This is a genomic window from Enterobacter sp. UCD-UG_FMILLET (assembly GCF_000762975.1).
GTDB classification, from domain to species: domain Bacteria; phylum Pseudomonadota; class Gammaproteobacteria; order Enterobacterales; family Enterobacteriaceae; genus Enterobacter; species Enterobacter dykesii.
On record NZ_JRJC01000036.1, the window covers coordinates 114,889 to 132,944 of the forward strand.

Genomic DNA, 18,056 nt, shown 5'->3' on the forward strand with positions numbered 1-18,056 from the left:
AGGCTTGGCCTCCGTTTCAGAACAACAAGTGTTCTGCGCGTACAATCATTGACATACCAGAAGTCAGCTGTACACGAACGCCATCTTTGGTGATTTCCAGTACGGTGGCGTCCATAGCATTGTTACCCGCTTTAACCTTCAGTGCCTGACCTACGCTCAGGGCGTTAATGTCAGAAACCGGCGTATGGCGCGGCTCTTCACGAGGGGCACGCGGGGCTTTTGCTGCTGGTTTGTCTGCACGCGGTTTGCGATCGTTATTATCGTGACGACGCGGCGCAGGGCGTGGTTTACGCTCACGACGAGGCGCTTCTTCCTGGCCGTTTGCCGCTGCGGCTTCGCGTTTTTTCGCCTGCTGTTCTGCACGTTGTGCCTGAACGCGTGCTTTGGCTTCTTCAAGCTGCTTACGCGCGTGCTCAACGTGCTGCTCGTCCAGCTCACCACACGGGTTGCCGTCGAGATCCACGCGGGTCGCGCCAGGTTTGATACCGTACAGGTAACGCCAGCTCGAAGTATAAAGACGTAAGGCGGAACGCAGCTGAGTTTTGCTGAGGTTCATTTCCCCTTCAACACGCGCCACCAGATCCTGAAAAATACCGACTTTCAGGGGACGAGCTTCACCTTCCGCGCTGAAGCACTGCGGGAAACGCTCGGCCAGAAATGCGATAACTTCTTTACTGCTATTCAACTTAGGTTGATTTTCCATGAAATTTCCTGATTACAACGGACGTTGCCAACAAGCGCAGGCATGAACAGGCGTCATTATAATGACGCTATCAGTAAATGCTACGTTATCCGTTGATTATCCTGCGACGCTCGCAAAGAATTTTTGATAATCGGTTGCAGCGAGTACGTTTTCCAGATTCGCCACCAGCTCGCGCAGCCCCTGTTCGTCCTCGGTTGTAAAGCGACTGAAGACCGTGCTGTCGATATCCAGAACGCCAATAATCTGATTTTTGACCACCAGCGGCAGAACGATTTCAGAATTACTGGCGGCATCACAGGCAATGTGTCCGTCAAACGCATGAACGTCTTCCACACGCTGTACCTGATTCTCGGCCACCGCCGTGCCGCATACGCCACGCCCTACCGGAATACGCACACAGGCCAGTTTGCCCTGGAACGGGCCGAGCACCAGCGTGTCACCTTCAAGGAGGTAAAAGCCTGCCCAGTTCACGTCAGAGAGACGTTCAAACAGCAATGCGCTAGTATTTGCCAGAGTGGCTAAGAAGCTGGTCTCACCCGCCATCAATGCCTTAAAATCGCGGTTAAGATCCGCGTAGAATTCTGTTTTGTTCATTATTCAATCACTTAGTTGTCTTACAAATTTACCGCATAGCCTATTAAAATAAGCATTAAATGCGCTCATGCTCAAGATGAATCCGTTCATGAGTTATTATAACTTTCAACAATACTTATTTGTGCGCAGCTGATGGCCTTAAAAACAACCAAAATTACGCCGACAAGAAAGATAACTGTCCATACGGTAAGCGAAGCTTTGCCACGTGCACATTATCAGCGTTGCCCCCAGTGCGATACGCTTTTTATGTTGCCGAAGATGAAATCGCACCAAAGTGCCTTTTGTCCGCGATGCGACGCCAAAATTCGCGATGGCCGCGACTGGTCGTTGACCCGCCTCGCCGCCATGGCCGTCACCATGCTGCTGCTGATGCCCTTCGCCTGGAGCGAACCGCTGCTAAAGCTCTACCTGCTTGGCGTACGTATTGACGCCAACGTGCTGCAGGGTATCTGGCAGATGACCCGTCAGGGGGATCCCATCACCGCTGCCATGGTGCTGTTCTGTACCGTTGGCGCGCCGCTGGTGCTGGTCGCCGCCATTGCCTATCTTTGGTTTGGCAATATTCTCGGCATGAACCTTCGTCCGGTGCTGCTGATGCTGGATAAGCTCAAAGAGTGGGTAATGCTGGATATTTATCTGGTGGGCGTGGGCGTTGCGTCAATTAAGGTACAGGACTACGCCTTTTTGCAGCCCGGCATCGGACTCTTTGCTTTCATCAGCCTGGTGTTGCTGAGCATACTGACGCTTATCCACCTGAACGTTGAACAGCTCTGGGAGCGATTTTACCCTCAGCGCCCCGCCACGCGTCCTGATGAAAATCTGCGCGTCTGTCTGGGATGTCACTATACAGGCTTGCCCGACGCGCGTGGGCGCTGCCCGCGTTGCCACATTCCGCTGAGACTGCGGCGCAACAACAGCCTGCAAAAATGCTGGGCCGCGCTGATCGCCTCCCTGGTGTTTCTGATCCCAGCCAACATGCTGCCGATTTCCATCATTTACGTGAATGGCGGGCGTCAGGAGGATACTATCCTCTCCGGGATTATCTCCCTTGCACACAGTAATGTCGGGGTGGCTGCGATCGTTTTTATTGCCAGTATTCTGGTTCCCTTTACCAAAGTGGTGGTGATGTTTACCCTGCTCATCAGCATTCACTTTAAGTGTGAACAAGGCTTACGAACCCGCATTCTGCTGCTGCGGTTCGTCACCTGGATTGGCCGCTGGTCAATGTTAGATCTGTTCGTGATTTCGCTGATGATGTCGCTCATCAATCGCGACCAGCTACTTGCTTTTACAATGGGACCCGCGGCTTTTTATTTCGGCTCTGCGGTGATATTGACTATTCTTGCTGTGGAATGGCTGGATAGCCGCTTACTTTGGGATGCACATGAGTCAGGAAACCCCCGCTTCGCCGACTGAAGCGAGAATTAAAACAAAACGCCGCATTTCGCCATTCTGGTTGCTGCCCGTCATCGCCCTGATGATTGCAGGCTGGCTTATCTGGACGAGCTATGAAGATCGCGGGAGTACCGTCACCATTGATTTCCAGACCGCCGACGGCATCGTCGCCGGGCGAACGCCCGTTCGCTTCCAGGGGGTTGAAGTGGGTACGGTTCAGGACATCTCCCTTGGAAAAGGGCTGAACAAGATTCAGGTGCGGGTCAGTATTAAATCTGACATGCAGGATGCCCTGCGCAGCGAAACGCAGTTCTGGCTGGTCACGCCAAAAGCGTCTCTGGCAGGCGTGTCAGGGCTGGATGCGCTCGTGGGCGGTAACTATATCGGCATGATGCCCGGTAAAGGCGAGCCGCAGGATCACTTTGTTGCCCTGGATACACAGCCCAAGTACCGCCTCAACAACGGCGATTTAATGATCCATCTACAGGCGCCGGATCTCGGCTCTCTGAACAGTGGTTCGCTGGTCTACTTCCGCAAAATCCCGGTTGGCCGCGTGTACGATTACGCGATCAACCCGAATAAACAGGGCGTTACCATCGACGTGCTGATCGAGCGTCGCTTCACCAATCTGGTGAAAAAAGGCAGCCGCTTCTGGAACGTCTCCGGCGTGGATGCGGACGTCAGCCTGAGCGGTGCGAAAGTGAAGCTGGAAAGTCTGGCCGCGCTGGTGAATGGTGCCATTGCCTTTGACTCCCCGGAAAACTCAAGCCCTGCCACCGCGGATGACTCATTTGGATTGTACGCTGACCTGGCGCACAGCCAGCGCGGCGTGATCGTCAAACTCGCCCTGCCCGATGCTAAGGGGCTAAAAGCGGGTTCAACGCCGCTGATGTATCAGGGGTTGCAGGTTGGTCAGCTCACCAAAATGACGCTCAACCCGGGCGGCTCGGTCACCGGCGAAATGACGGTCGACCCGAGCGTGGTCGATCTCCTGCGCGAGAAAACGCGTATCGAAATGCGCAGTCCAAAGCTCTCCCTGAACGATGCCAGCCTCAGCACGCTGTTGACCGGCAATACGTTTGAGCTCATCCCCGGCGAAGGTGAGCCCAGCAATAGCTTCGTGATTGCCCCGGCGGATAAATCCCTGCTGCAAAAGCCGGGCGTAGTGACCGTCACGCTGAATGCGCCAGAAAGTTACGGAATCGAAGCCGGTCAGCCGTTAATTTTACACGGCGTGCAGGTCGGCCAGGTGCTGGAGCGTAAGCTCTCCGCGAATGGCGTGACCTTCTCGGTCGCCATCGATCCGCAGTACAGCGACCTGGTGCACGGTGACAGCAAATTCGTGGTGAACAGTCGCGTCGATGTGAAGGTGGGACTGGACGGCGTGGAGTTCCTCGGCGCCAGCGCCAGCGAATGGGTTAACGGCGGCATCCGCATTCTGCCTGGCGATAAAGGCCCCGTTCGCGACAGCTATCCGCTGTATGCCAACCTGGAGAAAGCGGTTGAAAACAGCCTGAGCGATCTCCCTACCACCACGCTGACATTAAGCGCCGAGACGCTGCCGGACGTACAGGCAGGATCCGTGGTGCTGTATCGCAAGTTTGAAGTCGGGGAAGTGATCACCGTTCGCCCGCGTGCGGACGCGTTTGATATCGAACTGCATATCAAGCCGGAGTACCGCAAGCTGCTGACGCCAAACAGCGTCTTCTGGGCCGAAGGCGGCGCGAAAGTTCAGCTTAACGGTAACGGGCTGACCGTGCAGGCCTCCCCGCTCTCACGCGCGCTGCGCGGAGCGATTAGCTTCGATAACCTCAGCGGCGCGGGCGCGAATCTGCGTAAAGGTGATAAGCGTATTCTCTTCCCGTCCGAAACCGCCGCACGCGCCGTGGGTGGACAGATTACACTGCACGCGTTCGATGCCGGCAAGCTGGCGGAAGGCATGCCAATTCGCTATCTGGGCATTGATATCGGGCAGATCCAGAAGCTGACGCTGATTACCTCGCGCAACGAGGTGCAGGCCACCGCCGTGCTGTACCCGGAATATGTGCAGACCTTCGCCCGCACGGGTTCGCGATTCTCGGTGGTCACGCCGCAGATCTCGGCCGCGGGCGTTGAGCATCTCGACACCATTTTGCAGCCGTACATCAACGTTGAGCCGGGCCAGGGCAATGCCCGACGTGATTTCGAGCTTCAGGAAGCCACGATCACCGACTCGCGCTACCTTGGCGGCCTGAGCATCGTGGTGGAAGTGCCGGAAGCCGGCTCGCTGAGCATCGGCACCCCGGTACTGTTCCGCGGCATTGAGGTGGGTACGGTCACGGGCCTGACGCTCGGTACGCTCTCCGACCGCGTGATGGTGGCGTTACGCATCAGCGAGCGTTACCAGCACCTGGTCCGTAATAACTCGGTATTCTGGCTGGCATCCGGCTATTCGCTGGACTTTGGCCTGACGGGTGGCGTGGTGAAAACCGGCACCTTTAACCAGTTCATTCGCGGCGGTATCGCGTTTGCCACGCCGCCGGGCACACCGCTGGCGCCGAAAGCGCAGCCGGGTAAACACTTCCTGCTGCTCGAAAGCGAACCGAAAGAGTGGCGTGAATGGGGAACCGCCCTGCCGCGTTAATCTGCAAGGCTCCGGTGTCAACGCACCGGAGCCTTTATGTTACACTGCGCACCTGAACTTTTCCCTGTGGTGTGCCCGTGGCTCAAAACTCCGTATTTCTTCCTGAACAATTCCTGGCGCAGATGCGCGAGGCGCTTCCTTCTCACCTGTCGTTAGATGATTTTGTCGCCGCCTGCCAGCGTCCGTTACGCCGGAGTATTCGCGTCAACACGCTGAAAATCAGCGTCGATGATTTTCTGGCGCTGGTCTCGCCGTACGGCTGGCAGCTTACGCCGGTACCGTGGTGCGCTGAGGGGTTCTGGATCGAACGTGATGACGAAGCCTCCCTACCGCTGGGCAGTACCGCTGAACATCTGAGCGGTTTGTTCTATATTCAGGAAGCCAGCTCGATGCTGCCGGTTGCCGCCCTGTTCGCCGATGGCAACGCGCCTGAGCGCGTGATGGATGTGGCCGCGGCGCCCGGCTCAAAAACCACGCAAATTGCCGCCCGGATGGGTAACCACGGGGCGATCCTCGCCAACGAGTTTTCCGCCAGCCGCGTGAAGGTGTTGCATGCCAACATCAGCCGCTGCGGTATTCATAATGTTGCCCTGACGCACTTTGACGGACGCGTGTTTGGCGCCGCTTTACCGGAAGCCTTCGATGCCATTCTGCTGGACGCGCCCTGCTCCGGCGAAGGGGTGGTGCGTAAAGATCCCGACGCGTTAAAGAACTGGTCAGTTGAGAGCAACCTTGAGATCGCCGCCACGCAGCGCGAGCTGATCGAGAGCGCATTTCACGCCCTGCGCCCAGGCGGCACGCTGGTCTATTCAACGTGCACCTTAAACCGCGATGAAAACGAAGACGTCTGCCTGTGGCTGAAAGCGAACTACCCGGAGGCAGTTGAGTTCCTGCCGCTTAACGATCTGTTCGCCTCGGCACAGGAGGCGGTCACGCCGGAGGGTTTCCTTCACGTGTTCCCGCAGATTTACGACTGCGAAGGGTTCTTTGTGGCGCGTCTGCGTAAAACGCAGGCGGTTGCTCCCCTGCCCGCGCCTAAATTCAAGGTCGGCAACTTCCCGTTTTCCCCTCTTAAAGGTCGCGATGCAGCACAGCTTGAAGCCGCCGCTAAAAAGGTTGGGCTGGTATGGGATGAGAGCCTGCACCCCTGGATGCGTGATAAAGAGATCTGGCTGTTCCCGGCACAGATCGAGCCGCTCATCGGAAAGGTCCGTTTTTCACGAATCGGGATCCGCCTGGCGGAAGTGCATAACAAAGGCTATCGCTGGCAGCATGAGGCCGTAATCGCCCTTGCCGGAGGCGAGAATACCTTTGCCCTGACGCATCAGGAAGCAGAGGAGTGGTACCGTGGCCGCGATGTCTATCCGGACAGCACGCCATCTGACGATGAAGTGATAGTGACGTATCAGGGATATCCGCTGGGGCTGGCAAAAAAGGTCGGCTCAAGGCTGAAAAACAGTTATCCGCGCGAGCTGGTTCGGGACGGTCGGCTGTTTACCGGTAACGATCGCACGGATTGATAAAAAGCGCATTTTTTTACTGGCGATTTTGCTCTCTTTGTCTACGATCAAAAATGGGTGGCCGCACTGGTCATACCAGATTTTGACAACCGACCCGGAGAGCACTATGACGAAAACCAGCGTGCGTATTGGCGCTTTTGAGATCGACGACGCAGAGCTGCGCGGCGAAGCACAAGGCGATCGAACGTTAAGTATTCCCTGCAAATCCGACCCGGATTTGTGCATGCAGCTCGATGCCTGGGATGCAGACACCAGCGTCCCGGCAATACTTGATGGCGAACATTCTGTCCTTTACCGTGAGCATTACGATAGTAAAACCGATGCCTGGGTCATGCGTCTTGCCTGACCTAAAGAGAACCCGCCCGAAGGCGGGTTATTTATTACTGCAGCTGCGCCAGCGTGAAGTAACCGTCGAAAACTGCCCCCGTATCAATGTAGTGAAGATTATTAAAATCATACCTTCTGTCGAGGGGCGTATGCCCAAACCAGAAATGATCCGCGCCGCTGATGCCCTCTCCTTTGCCCACCATAAATCCCATCAGCCTGTCGCGGTTCCATAAAACGCGCTGGGCGCTAACCGGTTTTTGCCACCGGTATTCTGCGGCCGGATAATCAGCATGGGCTATCACATTCAGACCGTTCGCACAGGTTATCTCGATGATATGCGGTAAATCGCGACAGGCATCAAGCAACGACAGGGCCAGCTGTTGCTGGTCGCGTTCAAGATGCGAAAACCATATTCCGCCATTCATCGTCCAGAGTGAAAAATCGTTATTATCCAGACTGTCGAGAGCCATTTGCTCATGGTTTCCCCGCACGGCACGAAACCATTTTTCATGAATTAACTGCAGGCATTTAACGCTATCAGGGCCACGATCGATCACATCCCCGACTGAAATAAGTAGATCCTCATATGGGTTAAAATGACGGCGTTTAAGCTCATCCATAAGCCACTGGTAACAACCGTGTATATCGCTGACAACCCAGACGTGACGCCACATCCCACCTTCAATTCGCTGATACATAGAACCTCCTTTAAATAGTATAGCCGCCGCAGAAAAGGCGACAGACAGGCGCGGTCGTCACGAAGTGAAACAAACGGTAAACCAAACAGAAATAAAGATCCTCGCGCTATTAATCCCTTTTTATTGGCTCTTTAGAATAAGGGTATAAAAAAAGAGGAGTCATCACGTGTCTAATACGCACCTGCATAACGATGTTTTTTATCCGCATCGCACAAATATTATTTCCGAGCTGGTGAACGGCAAACGCGTGCCGGGGCCGATCTGGCACAAACGCGAATATCGCCTTAAATTCCTTTTACGCTCGCTTCTGTTCTGGTCTTCCACCCATCGCATGCTGGAAGCCCTTTCGGGGCGCGACGATTTTGACAGACTGCTGGCCTCTCAAATTACGTTGCCCAGCAAGACCCACCGACAGTATCTGATGCGCGGCCTGAGGGCTAACGATCGCGCCGACGCTATCGTTAACCATTACTCCTGGATTGATAGCCTGAAAGAGAGCGGTCTCGCTCAGGCCCTGAGCAGCCCACAGGAGCAAACCGTTGTGCAGTTCCATGCCAAAGACGGTGTAACCTATACGGTCAATGCATCCTCTGCCGGGAAAGCCGAGCGCGAAGGCGAAAGCACGCTGTGGCTACGCGACAACGAGGATACGCTGCTGGCCAGTCTGACCTTTAGCGTCGCGCGCAGTAACGGTCAGCAAGTCATAGTCATCGGCGGGCTTCAGGGACCCCGTCGCAGCGTATCGCGAGACGTCATTAAGCAGGCCACCCGCGCCTGCCACGGCCTGTTCCCTAAGCGCGTGTTGATGGAAGTTCTTTTTCAGCTGGCTGCGCAGTCATCTGTCCGGGCGATTTTTGCCGTCAGCGATGAAGGGCACGTTTTCCGCGCGTTGCGATATCGCCTGAGCAAAGGCCGCCATTTCCACGCCAGCTACGATGAATTTTGGGCATCTCTGGACGGTAAAAAGCTCTCAGCTTTCTGCTGGCAGCTGCCGCTGCAAATGGAGCGTAAATCCCTTGAAGAGATTGCCAGTAAAAAACGTGCCGAATACCGCCGTCGCTTTGAGCTGCTCGATGAAATAGAGGCATCCGTGAAGTCCCATTTTTAAGCCTGGCTGGCGCCTTCGCCCACTGCATAGCGGATGCATTCTGTTTAAAAGAGGAATGATAAAGCAGTGCACTCTTGCGCAGGGCGAGTGCGCTCAGTTAGCATTGCGCGAAATGATACCGGCGAATGCGTTGGGAAAAGCGCAATGTGGGCGCAAAAAATGAGGGACTTCGGTAATGATCTATGACTGCTTCTTATATTACGATGAAGATATGCTTCTCGAAATCAGGCTGAACACGCTCGCGGACGTTGTCGATCGCTTCGTTATCGTTGAGTCAACGCATACATTTACCGGTAAAAAGAGGCAGCTGCATTTTGACATTAATAAATACAGTCAGTTTGAAGATAAAATTATCTACGTTGTGCATGATAAAGAACCGATTACGAAAGCCGCTAAAGAATCTCATCCAGCCCGAGAAGTGATTCCGGGTCTGCCAGAGGGTATGGTGGTGGATGCGTGGGCAAATGAAGCCGCGCAGAGGAATGCCATCATGCAGGGTTTGACGCATGCCAACGATGATGATTTGATTTTAGTTTCCGATGTCGATGAGATATTTTCACCCCAGGTGGTAGCATCGATAAATCCCAAAAAGCTCTGCACCACTATTTATCAGAATTTCTATAATTATCAGTTCAACCTGCAGGTTTTTAATACTGACAACACGCCAAGAAAATGCAAATTACCGAGAGCCACACAATATAAAAATCTCGTTAGTTTCTTTGGCGGCGAACCTGAATCATTCAGGAATCTTAAACGCACCCGAAGCGTTAAAAACTGGTCCTGGCTAAAGTGGAACTGGTTCAAGATTAACAACAGCATTATTGAAAATGGTGGCTGGCATTTCTCTTGGGTAATGACACCCGAGCGCATCTCAGAAAAAATGTCGACCATATCCCATACTGAATACGATCTTCCTGAGTTTAACAACCCGGAACACATCATGAAGGTCATTAAAAACGCGGAAGATATCTGGGGGCGCGACAGGACGTTAATCAAGCAAGAGCTAACGGTTGAAAACTTCCCGGAGTACATTGTCCGCCATAAAGACAAATTTAGCGCGTTCATTATTTAACTTACGGGTTGCCCTTTCGCACCGCAGAGGGCGTTTGCTCAGCGGTCACTCTGCCACAAAATTTTAACAAAGATCCCAAAAAACCCTGGACGCACGCGGTCCTGAGTATGTTATGGTTTAGACAGGATATGGAAAGTTCGAGAAAGTTTCGGGTGATTTAGAGTCAACACCGAACAATGCTTTGAAAAACATACAGATAAAAAGAGACCGAATACGATTCCTGTATTCGGTCCAGGGAAATGGCTCTTGGGAGAGAGCCGTGCGCTAAAAGTTGGCATTAATGCAGGCTAAGTCGCCTTGCCTTTTAAGAATAGATGACGACGCCAGGTTTTCCAGTCCACAGCTAAAGCGGTCGGAAAAAAAGCGCCAGAGCATCATTAAAAGTGAAAAACCGCAGTGCTTTCGCAAGCATCTGCGGTTTTTTATTGGAAACCCGAACGTTAGCAGAGCTTGTCGGCGCGCTCAATAAACGGTGCCAGACTCATTTTTTGTCCCGGATGCGACGGGTCATCGATCTGAATAATGCTAATCGGCTGGCCGCTGCTCTTGCCGCTGGCTACCTGCTGCTCTGCGGTATCATTCAGCGGGTATTGCACCAGCGTGCTCGGGTTGATGGCATACAGCGCATGACCAGGACGGCAGGTAAGCATCACCTCTTCGCGATTGAACGCCCATTTGTCCTTACCCACTTCAAAACGGCTGACGGTGATAACCTGCGGTGCGGCAAGCGCGCTTCCCGTACAGGCCAGCAATATGAGAGAAAGTACTGTCTTTTTCATATGATATTTAACCTTGTCAGAAGGGTTCCCAGGTGGCGAACAGACTGACCGTTGCCAGCACCAGCGCTCCCAGCACCACTTCTGCCTGTGTCATCCTGATAAAAATCTGTTGTGCTCGTCCGCTCTCCGGACGAAACCGTGGCACCAGAAAATACCGATTTGCCAGCGCAATTACCACCATCAACGCCACCAGCGCACATTTGAACAATAAAAACCGCACGTAGCCAGCCTGCCAGGGAATATCGAGGCCCAGTATCATGAGCGTATTTATCACGCCGGTGAGCAGCACGCCCGCAACGGCGTAATGCCCCACGCGCGAGAAACGCATCATGGTATAAATGGCGGCATTCTGCCAGCGTCCTTTCGCCAGGCGCATGCAGAACAGCAGAGGCAGTAATCCGCCGAGCCAAGTGGCGGCGCAGATCAGGTGAATAGCATAATTAAGACGCTGCAGCGCCCCCATCGGACCGTCGTTCATCGCCGCGTGCCCTACCCCAGCCAGCAGGATAAGCTGTCCCATTGCGAGCAGCAGCAGCAGCGAACCTTTTAGCGGTGCGAGCCATGCTGCGCCGACCGTTATCGCAGCGAGGATCATTTGCCACAGCCAGACGCCGCCAAAACGGGTTCCCATCACGCTGAACCAGACATGTGGCGCAAACACATCTCCCCAGCCGTTGCCCATCAATCCGCCCTGCAGCATAAACATAAGGACCGCTGCCGCAAGGCTCACTAAGGCCGCCACTTTCTGCTGCGACTGGAAGCGCCGGGACATCAGACGGTGGAGAGAGGAAGGCGCAAACCAGACGCTGTAAAGCGCGTTGCCAAAAACAAGCATCAGCGCCCCGAAATGGATAAAGCACAACCCGATATAACACAGCGCCAGCATGCTATTTCACGCTAAAGTGATAGCTGCCTTTGGTTTTATGGCCGTCCACGGAGACCACGTGCCAGTCTACCTGGTACGTCCCTGACGTCAGCGTTTGTTCCAGCGGCACGGTGAGTTGAGCTTTGTTCTTTTCGTCGCGCGTGGCGGTTCCCGTTTTGATGACCTGCTTTTGTGCATCCGTCACCACCACACCGCTAAATCCCGGTTCGATGCCTTCTGAAAAATTCAGCGTAAGTGCCTGCGGAGCGCTCACCACGCTGTCCGCTGCCGGGCTCTGCTGTTTAAGATGTGCATGTGCCAGCACGGAGGGCGCCATCATTGTCGAGGCTACGAAAACCAGTGCGCATACCGCGCGGGAGGTGGAGAAACCCATCGCAATCATTCCTTTTTGTTATGTCTGTATGCTAAAGAATAACGCTGTATAATAAACGAGTCGAGGATCATCCTGCCTCCGCTTGTCATCGTCGTGCAATCGCGGTAACGTTGCCGCCGCAGAAAAAGGAGAAGGTAATGAAGATCAATCTGGCCGCCCTTCCGCAGGACGAGATGGATAAAGTGAATGTCGATCTCGCTGCCGCTGGCGTCGCGTTCAAAGAGCGTTACAACATGCCCGTCGTGGCTGAAGTCGTGGAACGGGAACAGCCCGCCCATCTGCGCGACTGGTTTCGCGAAAGACTCATCGCCCACCGCCTTGCCTCGGTCAACCTCTCCCGTTTACCGTACGAGCCTAAAGTTAAATAAGCTTAACGAGTCGTTACACTTCCTTACGCGGAATCTGGCAGGATAAGAAAACCCTGATTATTTTAGGTGTATTCTTAAATCTCTGCGACTCAGTGTATAAGGAAGTCACGATGTCACATTGGAATATAGCGGCAGCCCAGTATGGCGGGCTGCATCAGACTGTAGATGACCATGTTAAGCACCACCTGCGCTTCATCGCCGAAGCCGCACGGCAGCGGTGTGATCTGCTGGTTTTCCCTGAACTCTCATTAACGGGCTCTGGCGCGCCGACGCTACCTCCCCCACCCGATGACGCGCAGCTGGAGCCGCTGCTTAATGCAGCACATCAACACCAGATCACCGTTATTGCCGGGCTCCCCCTGGAGCAGAATGGCCAGCGCCAGAAAGGCCTGGTGCTGTTTTCGCCCGCTCGCCATCGCATTGTGCGCTATCCGCAAGGGCGCGGAGCGAGCCTGGTGCCGGGGGACAAGCACCTTAGCATCATTGATGCACATCCCGATTCTCCCAATCTCGATCCCAGAGCAACGCTTGTTACCAGCTGCCAGTCGGTGGGGGATAATCGCTGGCGGCAGTCCATCAGTAACCTGCAGCGCTTCGCGCATAAATATGCCATTGCGGTGCTGATGGCGAACGCCTGCGGCGGCAGCGCGCTGTGGGATGAAAAAGGCCAGCTGATCGTGCGCGCGGATAAGGGCGAGCTTCTGGTGACCGGCACGCTCGGCGGAGAGGGTTGGCAAGGCGATATCATTCCTTTAGGCTAGGCGTTTTAAGCTCAGGAGTTTTCAATGCTGCGCGTCATCGATACCGAAACTTGCGATCTTCAGGGCGGAATAGTGGAAGTGGCCTCTGTCGACGTGGTTGATGGTAAAATCGTCAACCCAATGAGCCATCTGGTGCGTCCCGATCGCCCCATCAGCCCTCAGGCGATGGCTATCCATCGCATTACCGAATCGATGGTGGCGGATAAGCCGTGGATCGAAGAGATCATTCCCCACTACTACGGTAGCCCGTGGTACGTCGCGCATAACGCTAGCTTTGACCGCCGGGTGTTGCCTGAAATGCCGGGGGAATGGATTTGCACCATGAAGCTGGCGCGTCGTCTCTGGCCGGGGATTAAATACAGCAACATGGCGCTGTACAAGTCCCGCAAGCTCAGCGTTCGTACCCCTGAGGGGCTTCATCATCACCGCGCCCTGTATGACTGCTATATCACCGCCGCGTTATTGATTGATATTATGAATATCTCCGGCTGGACACCGGATGACATGGCGACGATCACCGGACGTCCCGCGCTGCTGACCACATTTACCTTTGGTAAATATCGCGGGAAGCCTGTGTCCGAGGTGGCGGATAAAGATCCGGGCTATTTGCGCTGGCTGTATAACAACCTCGACAGAATGAGCCCGGAGCTGCGCTTAACGCTGAAACATTATCTGGGCGATGCTTAACGCTCTGCACGGCCTGGCAGCGTTTCCTGCGCCAGGCCTATTAAAAAGGCATATTCCAGGGCAACGCCTTCGTACGATTTAAATCGGCCCGATTTACCCCCGTGTCCGGAATCCATGTCGGTACACAGCAGCAGCAGGTTGTCATCGGTTTTCAGCTCTCGCAGTTTCGCTACCCATTTTGCCGGCTCCCAGTATTGCACCTGAGAATCATGCAAACCGGTGGTGACCAGCATATGCGGGTAGGCTTGCGCCTCCACGTTATCGTACGGGCTGTACTCTTTCATATAGCGGTAGTACATCTCATCCTGCGGATTTCCCCACTCCTCAAACTCCCCGGTGGTAAGGGGAATGGATTCATCGAGCATAGTCGTGACCACATCGACAAACGGTACCTGCGCGACAATCCCCTTAAAGCGATCGGGACGCTGGTTGATGACCGCCCCCATCAGCATGCCGCCCGCGCTGCCCCCCATGCCAAAGCATAGCTGCGGAGCGCCGTAGCCCTGCTCAATCAGCGCATCACAGACGTCGAGGTAGTCATTGAAGGTATTTTTCTTTTTCAGGAATTTCCCGTCTTCATACCAGTTCTGGCCCAGCTCACCGCCGCCGCGAATGTGGGCGATGGCGAAAACAAAGCCGCGATCGAGCAGGCTTAACCGACTGCTGCTGAAATCGGCATCCATGCTTGAGCCATACGAGCCGTAGCCGTACACCAGGATCGGGTTTTTGCCTTTCTGGAAATGGCCTTTGTGATAGACCAGCGAGACCGGGACCTCAACGCCATCGCGGGCGGTAACCCACAGGTGCTCGCTGCGGTAGTTTTCGGACTCAAACCCTTTGACCTCGGTCTGTTTAATCACTTGCCGCTGCCCGGTATCCATATCCAGCTCAAACAAGGTGTCCGGCGTGGTCATGGAGGAGTAGCCGTAGCGCAACCGCGACGATTCGGGTTCAGGGTTGAAACCAATCCACGTCACGTAGGCCGGGTCATCGAATGCAATCCCCACCACTTCCCGGGTTTTTCGGTTGATTTGCCGGATACTGGTCAGCCCGCGCTGACGCTCTTCCACCACCAGCCAGTCGGTAAAGAGGGTGAACCCTTCCAGCATCACCTGATCCCGCGCGGGGATAAGCACCTCCCACTTGCGCTCATCGCGCACTTTGGTTTTATAGAGACCAAAGTTTTTGCCCTCGCGATTGGAGCGCAAATAAAAGCTGTGCTGGAAGTGATCCAGGCTGTACTCGTGATCCTTGCGGCGCGGCAGGAAACAGAGCGGCTGGGCGTCCGGCAGTTCGGCATCCAGCAGCAGGACTTCCGACGTCGTCGCGCTGGCAAGGAAGATAATCACATAGTGGCGTGAGGAAGTTTTATGCAGGCTGACATAAAACGTTTCGTCTTTCTCTTCGTAAACCAGCTCGTCGTCAGCGGAGTCCGTTCCCACGGTATGTCGCCACACCTGGTAAGGGAGCAGCGTAGACGCGTGCTTTTTGACGTAGTAAACCGTTTCGGAATCATTCGCCCAGACAAAATCCGGGGAGACGTTTTCCAGCATTTCCGGATACCAGTTGCCGGTGTCCAGATTGCGAAACCGCAGGCCGTACTGGCGACGGGAGAGGTAATCCTCCGCCAGCGCCATCACCGCGTTGTCAGGGGAAATGGACATGCCGCCCAGGGTATAAAACTCGCTGTGGGCGGCGCGCTGGTTGGCATCCAGCAGAATATCCCACGCATCCCATTCGGCGCTTAACACCGACTGACGCTGGTAGATGGGATACTCATTGCCGGGCTCGTAAATATGGCGATAGCGATAGCCATTTTTGGTCCAGGGCGCGGAGATATCGCGCTGGGGAATACGCTGCACCATTTCATTCAGCAGCTGGTCCTGAAGCGTCTGCTGGCTGGACATGACCTTGCGGCCATAGTCGTTCTCCTCGTGCAGGTAGTCGAGTACCTCTGGCCGGGAGCGAGAATCGTCCCGTAGCCAGTAATAGTTGTCTATACGCGTATCGCCATGCGTGGTGATCGCATAAGATATACGTCGGGCTTTCGGTGGCATGTCATCATTCTTTTTCGTTTTACACCCTATAAGGTTGGCAAAACCCACGCATGATGCAAGCGAAACAGGGTCGCAACGGCGAGAACTATCCCTGTAACGCCTGTTTTTGCTCCCGGATGTCCCGCTCAATGCCTTCACGCACGTCTTGTGGGATCTTTAACGCATCGCCCAGGGCGTTCAGGTAGCTCCGCTCCATAAAGTGATCGATATCGATGGCGGCACAGCTGAGGAAATAGAGTTCAAGCGCCTCTTCCTCATTTTTCACGCTTTGCGCCAGACGCTGCGGCTCCAGAGGTTGTTCGATGGCCTGCGCCACCAGCGTTCTGCCCTTCTCCTCAACGCCGGCTTCACGCAGCTGCTGCTCGATCGCCAGTCGTTCCTTATCGTCGATATGACCGTCACTTTTCGCGGCAAAGACCAGCGCAAGAATGAGCCGCTCGGTACGCAGATCCAGCGGCGAGGTGTGCTCGCCGTAATGCGGTTCATCGCTGTGCGCGGTCCGTATTCTGTCCTTGTATTTATTCCACAGCACGGTGCCCGCGATGGCGCCCCCACCGGCCAGCAGTGCGCCTGTCCCGTACTTAGCCAGCAGCTTGCGCGAGGATTTATTCGCGACCAGCAGGCCTGCCAGCCCGCCGAGCGCCCCGGGTACCAGCAGTTTGCTGAGGTCCCGTTCGCCAGAGGATGTTTTCTGCCCTAACAGGGATTGCAATTGATTTAACCAGCCAGACATAGTTTCCCTCACTTAACGGTGAACATATTCCACAGCGTAAGCGAGCGGGCGTCAGGAAATGTCTGGACGGGCTAAAGAAGCGCAAATTTCTTCTCCCTTCACCTGGCCATGTACAAGACAGACGCAAACGTTTTCGTTTATACTGCCCGCAACTTTTTCAGGGGGATTGTTATGATTCGTTTAGGAACTGCGCTGCGACCTGCAGCGACGCGAGTGATGCTGTTGGGATCGGGCGAGCTGGGAAAAGAGGTCGCCATCGAGTGCCAGCGTTTAGGTGTGGAAGTCATTGCCGTAGACCGTTACGCCGACGCCCCAGCCATGCACGTCGCCCATCGTTCTTATGTGATTAACATGCTGGATGGCGATGCTCTTCGCGAGCTGATTACGCGCGAGAAACCTGATTTTGTCGTGCCGGAAATTGAAGCTATTGCCACCGATACGCTGATCGCCCTGGAGCAGGAAGGCCAGCGCGTGGTGCCCTGCGCGAAAGCCGCAAAGCTGACCATGAACCGCGAAGGCATTCGTCGCCTGGCGGCGGAAGAGCTGGGATTGCCCACCTCGAGCTACCGTTTTGCTGGCGATAAGGCCGCGTTCCTGCAGGCCGTCGAGGAGATTGGCTACCCGTGCATCGTTAAGCCGGTGATGAGTTCCTCCGGGAAAGGACAAAGCTTTATTCGCGACAGCAGCGCGCTGGATAACGCGTGGGATTATGCCCAGCAGGGTGGCCGCGCGGGAGCCGGACGCGTGATCGTCGAAGGCGTCGTGAAGTTTGATTTCGAAATCACCCTGCTGACCGTCAGCGCCGTTGACGGCGTCCATTTCTGCGACCCGATTGGCCACCGTCAGGAAGATGGCGATTACCGCGAATCCTGGCAGCCGCAGCAGATGAGCGCCCTGGCGCTGGAGCGTGCTCAGGAGATCGCCCGTAAAACCGTCCTGGCGCTGGGCGGCTATGGCCTTTTCGGCGTGGAGCTGTTTGTACGCGGTGATGAAGTGATTTTCAGCGAAGTATCCCCTCGCCCGCATGACACCGGCATGGTCACGCTGATTTCGCAAGATCTCTCCGAATTCGCCCTGCACGTGCGCGCCTTCCTCGGCCTGCCCGTCGGCGGTGTTCGTCAGTATGGTCCGGCCGCCTCGGCGGTGATCCTGCCGCAGTTAACCAGCCAGAACGTCACGTTTGATAATGTCAACGGGGCGGTGGGTGCCGGATTGCAGGTACGTTTGTTCGGCAAGCCGGAGATCGACGGAACTCGCCGTCTTGGCGTGGCATTAGCTACCGGGGATAACGTTGACGACGCCGTGGCGAGAGCGAAAGCGGCCGCTGCGAGCGTCAAGGTAGAGGGATAAAAAAACGGGCCAAAAGGCCCGT

At 55.2% G+C, this 18,056-nt stretch carries 18 protein-coding genes; 10 read left to right on the top strand and 8 right to left on the bottom strand.

Annotated elements, in window-relative coordinates:
* Positions 1–16: 16 nt before the first annotated feature.
* Both proQ and LA04_RS15630 read right to left on the bottom strand, forming a co-directional pair.
* Positions 17–703 carry an RNA chaperone ProQ gene (gene proQ, locus LA04_RS15625; protein WP_014884292.1) on the bottom strand — a complete coding sequence of 229 codons (687 nt, stop codon included), beginning with the start codon at positions 701–703 and terminating at the stop codon, positions 17–19.
* A gap of 96 nt (positions 704–799) precedes the next feature.
* A complete protein-coding gene (locus LA04_RS15630) occupies positions 800–1,297 on the bottom strand; it encodes a GAF domain-containing protein (protein WP_047652307.1) in 498 nt (165 codons plus the stop codon).
* A gap of 132 nt (positions 1,298–1,429) precedes the next feature.
* On the opposite strand from LA04_RS15630, the gene yebS reads away from it, so the two are divergent.
* The 4 genes from yebS to LA04_RS15650 all read left to right on the top strand — a co-directional run bounded on the left by yebS (position 1,430) and on the right by LA04_RS15650 (position 7,181).
* Positions 1,430–2,713 carry a membrane integrity lipid transport subunit YebS gene (gene yebS / locus LA04_RS15635; RefSeq protein ID WP_023312213.1) on the top strand — a complete coding sequence of 428 codons (1,284 nt, stop codon included), beginning with the start codon at positions 1,430–1,432 and terminating at the stop codon, positions 2,711–2,713.
* Positions 2,682–5,315 (top strand): PqiB family protein, encoded by a 2,634-nt coding sequence (locus LA04_RS15640; protein ID WP_047652308.1) that lies wholly within the window; start codon positions 2,682–2,684, stop codon positions 5,313–5,315. Before yebS ends, LA04_RS15640 begins: the two co-directional genes overlap by 32 nt.
* A gap of 77 nt (positions 5,316–5,392) precedes the next feature.
* On the top strand, positions 5,393–6,835 hold the full coding sequence (gene rsmF / locus LA04_RS15645) for a 16S rRNA (cytosine(1407)-C(5))-methyltransferase RsmF (RefSeq protein WP_047652309.1): 1,443 nt from the start codon (positions 5,393–5,395) through the stop codon (positions 6,833–6,835).
* A gap of 106 nt (positions 6,836–6,941) precedes the next feature.
* Positions 6,942–7,181: a YebV family protein gene (locus tag LA04_RS15650; protein ID WP_008500472.1), complete on the top strand. Its 240-nt coding sequence runs from the start codon at positions 6,942–6,944 to the stop codon at positions 7,179–7,181.
* Between the two features lie 34 nt (positions 7,182–7,215).
* Here the strand turns inward: LA04_RS15650 and pphA are convergent, their stop codons facing one another.
* Entirely contained in the window at positions 7,216–7,860 is a 645-nt protein-coding gene (gene pphA, locus LA04_RS15655) for a protein-serine/threonine phosphatase (protein ID WP_033145837.1), read from the bottom strand.
* Positions 7,861–8,026: 166 nt separating this feature from the next.
* Between pphA and LA04_RS15660 the strand changes: the two genes are divergently transcribed.
* Positions 8,027–8,968 (top strand): VirK/YbjX family protein, encoded by a 942-nt coding sequence (locus LA04_RS15660; RefSeq protein WP_047652310.1) that lies wholly within the window; start codon positions 8,027–8,029, stop codon positions 8,966–8,968.
* A gap of 175 nt (positions 8,969–9,143) precedes the next feature.
* Positions 9,144–10,040 carry a benzoate transporter gene (locus tag LA04_RS15665; protein ID WP_047652311.1) on the top strand — a complete coding sequence of 299 codons (897 nt, stop codon included), beginning with the start codon at positions 9,144–9,146 and terminating at the stop codon, positions 10,038–10,040.
* 440 nt (positions 10,041–10,480) lie between these two features.
* Here the strand turns inward: LA04_RS15665 and LA04_RS15670 are convergent, their stop codons facing one another.
* Genes LA04_RS15670 through yobA form a run of 3 tightly spaced genes read right to left on the bottom strand, consistent with a single transcriptional unit; the run spans position 10,481 to position 12,078 of the window.
* Complete coding sequence (locus LA04_RS15670) at positions 10,481–10,819, bottom strand: YebY family protein (RefSeq protein ID WP_047652312.1); 339 nt, start codon at positions 10,817–10,819, stop codon at positions 10,481–10,483.
* Between the two features lie 16 nt (positions 10,820–10,835).
* Positions 10,836–11,705 carry a copper homeostasis membrane protein CopD gene (gene copD, locus LA04_RS15675; RefSeq protein ID WP_047652313.1) on the bottom strand — a complete coding sequence of 290 codons (870 nt, stop codon included), beginning with the start codon at positions 11,703–11,705 and terminating at the stop codon, positions 10,836–10,838.
* Between the two features lies 1 nt (position 11,706).
* The gene (yobA, locus tag LA04_RS15680; protein WP_047652314.1) at positions 11,707–12,078 is read right to left on the bottom strand and encodes a CopC domain-containing protein YobA; all 372 of its coding nucleotides are present in this window, start codon (positions 12,076–12,078) and stop codon (positions 11,707–11,709) included.
* Between the two features lie 137 nt (positions 12,079–12,215).
* On the opposite strand from yobA, the gene LA04_RS15685 reads away from it, so the two are divergent.
* From LA04_RS15685 to exoX, 3 genes are all read left to right on the top strand, one after another.
* Positions 12,216–12,446 carry a DNA polymerase III subunit theta gene (locus tag LA04_RS15685; RefSeq protein WP_008500465.1) on the top strand — a complete coding sequence of 77 codons (231 nt, stop codon included), beginning with the start codon at positions 12,216–12,218 and terminating at the stop codon, positions 12,444–12,446.
* Between the two features lie 110 nt (positions 12,447–12,556).
* Positions 12,557–13,207, top strand: coding sequence for a carbon-nitrogen hydrolase family protein (locus tag LA04_RS15690; RefSeq protein WP_047652315.1), 651 nt, complete (start codon positions 12,557–12,559; stop codon positions 13,205–13,207).
* A gap of 24 nt (positions 13,208–13,231) precedes the next feature.
* Positions 13,232–13,894, top strand: coding sequence for an exodeoxyribonuclease X (gene exoX, locus LA04_RS15695; RefSeq protein WP_010432611.1), 663 nt, complete (start codon positions 13,232–13,234; stop codon positions 13,892–13,894).
* Here the strand turns inward: exoX and ptrB are convergent.
* On the bottom strand, positions 13,891–15,951 hold the full coding sequence (gene ptrB / locus LA04_RS15700) for an oligopeptidase B (RefSeq protein WP_047652316.1): 2,061 nt from the start codon (positions 15,949–15,951) through the stop codon (positions 13,891–13,893). The two genes, exoX and ptrB, sit on opposite strands and share 4 nt — an antisense overlap.
* Positions 15,952–16,036: 85 nt before the next feature.
* On the bottom strand, positions 16,037–16,684 hold the full coding sequence (locus tag LA04_RS15705) for a tellurite resistance TerB family protein (protein WP_047652317.1): 648 nt from the start codon (positions 16,682–16,684) through the stop codon (positions 16,037–16,039).
* A 171-nt stretch (positions 16,685–16,855) separates the two neighbouring features.
* On the opposite strand from LA04_RS15705, the gene purT reads away from it, so the two are divergent.
* Positions 16,856–18,034 (top strand): formate-dependent phosphoribosylglycinamide formyltransferase, encoded by a 1,179-nt coding sequence (gene purT / locus LA04_RS15710; protein WP_047652318.1) that lies wholly within the window; start codon positions 16,856–16,858, stop codon positions 18,032–18,034.
* Positions 18,035–18,056: the final 22 nt, after the last annotated feature.

What these genes read in the sequence shown, in the direction of transcription:
- yebS (WP_023312213.1), top strand. Translation starts at nt 1,430, where the DNA reads ATGGCCTTAAAAACAACCAAAATTACGCCGACAAGAAAGATAACTGTC.
- LA04_RS15665 (WP_047652311.1), top strand. Translation starts at nt 9,144, where the DNA reads ATGATCTATGACTGCTTCTTATATTACGATGAAGATATGCTTCTCGAA.
- purT (WP_047652318.1), top strand. Translation starts at nt 16,856, where the DNA reads ATGATTCGTTTAGGAACTGCGCTGCGACCTGCAGCGACGCGAGTGATG.
- exoX (WP_010432611.1), top strand. Translation starts at nt 13,232, where the DNA reads ATGCTGCGCGTCATCGATACCGAAACTTGCGATCTTCAGGGCGGAATA.
- copD (WP_047652313.1), bottom strand. Translation starts at nt 11,705, where the DNA reads ATGCTGGCGCTGTGTTATATCGGGTTGTGCTTTATCCATTTCGGGGCG.
- LA04_RS15685 (WP_008500465.1), top strand. Translation starts at nt 12,216, where the DNA reads ATGAAGATCAATCTGGCCGCCCTTCCGCAGGACGAGATGGATAAAGTG.
- LA04_RS15650 (WP_008500472.1), top strand. Translation starts at nt 6,942, where the DNA reads ATGACGAAAACCAGCGTGCGTATTGGCGCTTTTGAGATCGACGACGCA.
- yobA (WP_047652314.1), bottom strand. Translation starts at nt 12,078, where the DNA reads ATGGGTTTCTCCACCTCCCGCGCGGTATGCGCACTGGTTTTCGTAGCC.
- LA04_RS15640 (WP_047652308.1), top strand. Translation starts at nt 2,682, where the DNA reads ATGAGTCAGGAAACCCCCGCTTCGCCGACTGAAGCGAGAATTAAAACA.
- LA04_RS15705 (WP_047652317.1), bottom strand. Translation starts at nt 16,684, where the DNA reads ATGTCTGGCTGGTTAAATCAATTGCAATCCCTGTTAGGGCAGAAAACA.
- LA04_RS15670 (WP_047652312.1), bottom strand. Translation starts at nt 10,819, where the DNA reads ATGAAAAAGACAGTACTTTCTCTCATATTGCTGGCCTGTACGGGAAGC.
- ptrB (WP_047652316.1), bottom strand. Translation starts at nt 15,951, where the DNA reads ATGCCACCGAAAGCCCGACGTATATCTTATGCGATCACCACGCATGGC.
- LA04_RS15690 (WP_047652315.1), top strand. Translation starts at nt 12,557, where the DNA reads ATGTCACATTGGAATATAGCGGCAGCCCAGTATGGCGGGCTGCATCAG.
- pphA (WP_033145837.1), bottom strand. Translation starts at nt 7,860, where the DNA reads ATGTATCAGCGAATTGAAGGTGGGATGTGGCGTCACGTCTGGGTTGTC.
- LA04_RS15630 (WP_047652307.1), bottom strand. Translation starts at nt 1,297, where the DNA reads ATGAACAAAACAGAATTCTACGCGGATCTTAACCGCGATTTTAAGGCA.
- proQ (WP_014884292.1), bottom strand. Translation starts at nt 703, where the DNA reads ATGGAAAATCAACCTAAGTTGAATAGCAGTAAAGAAGTTATCGCATTT.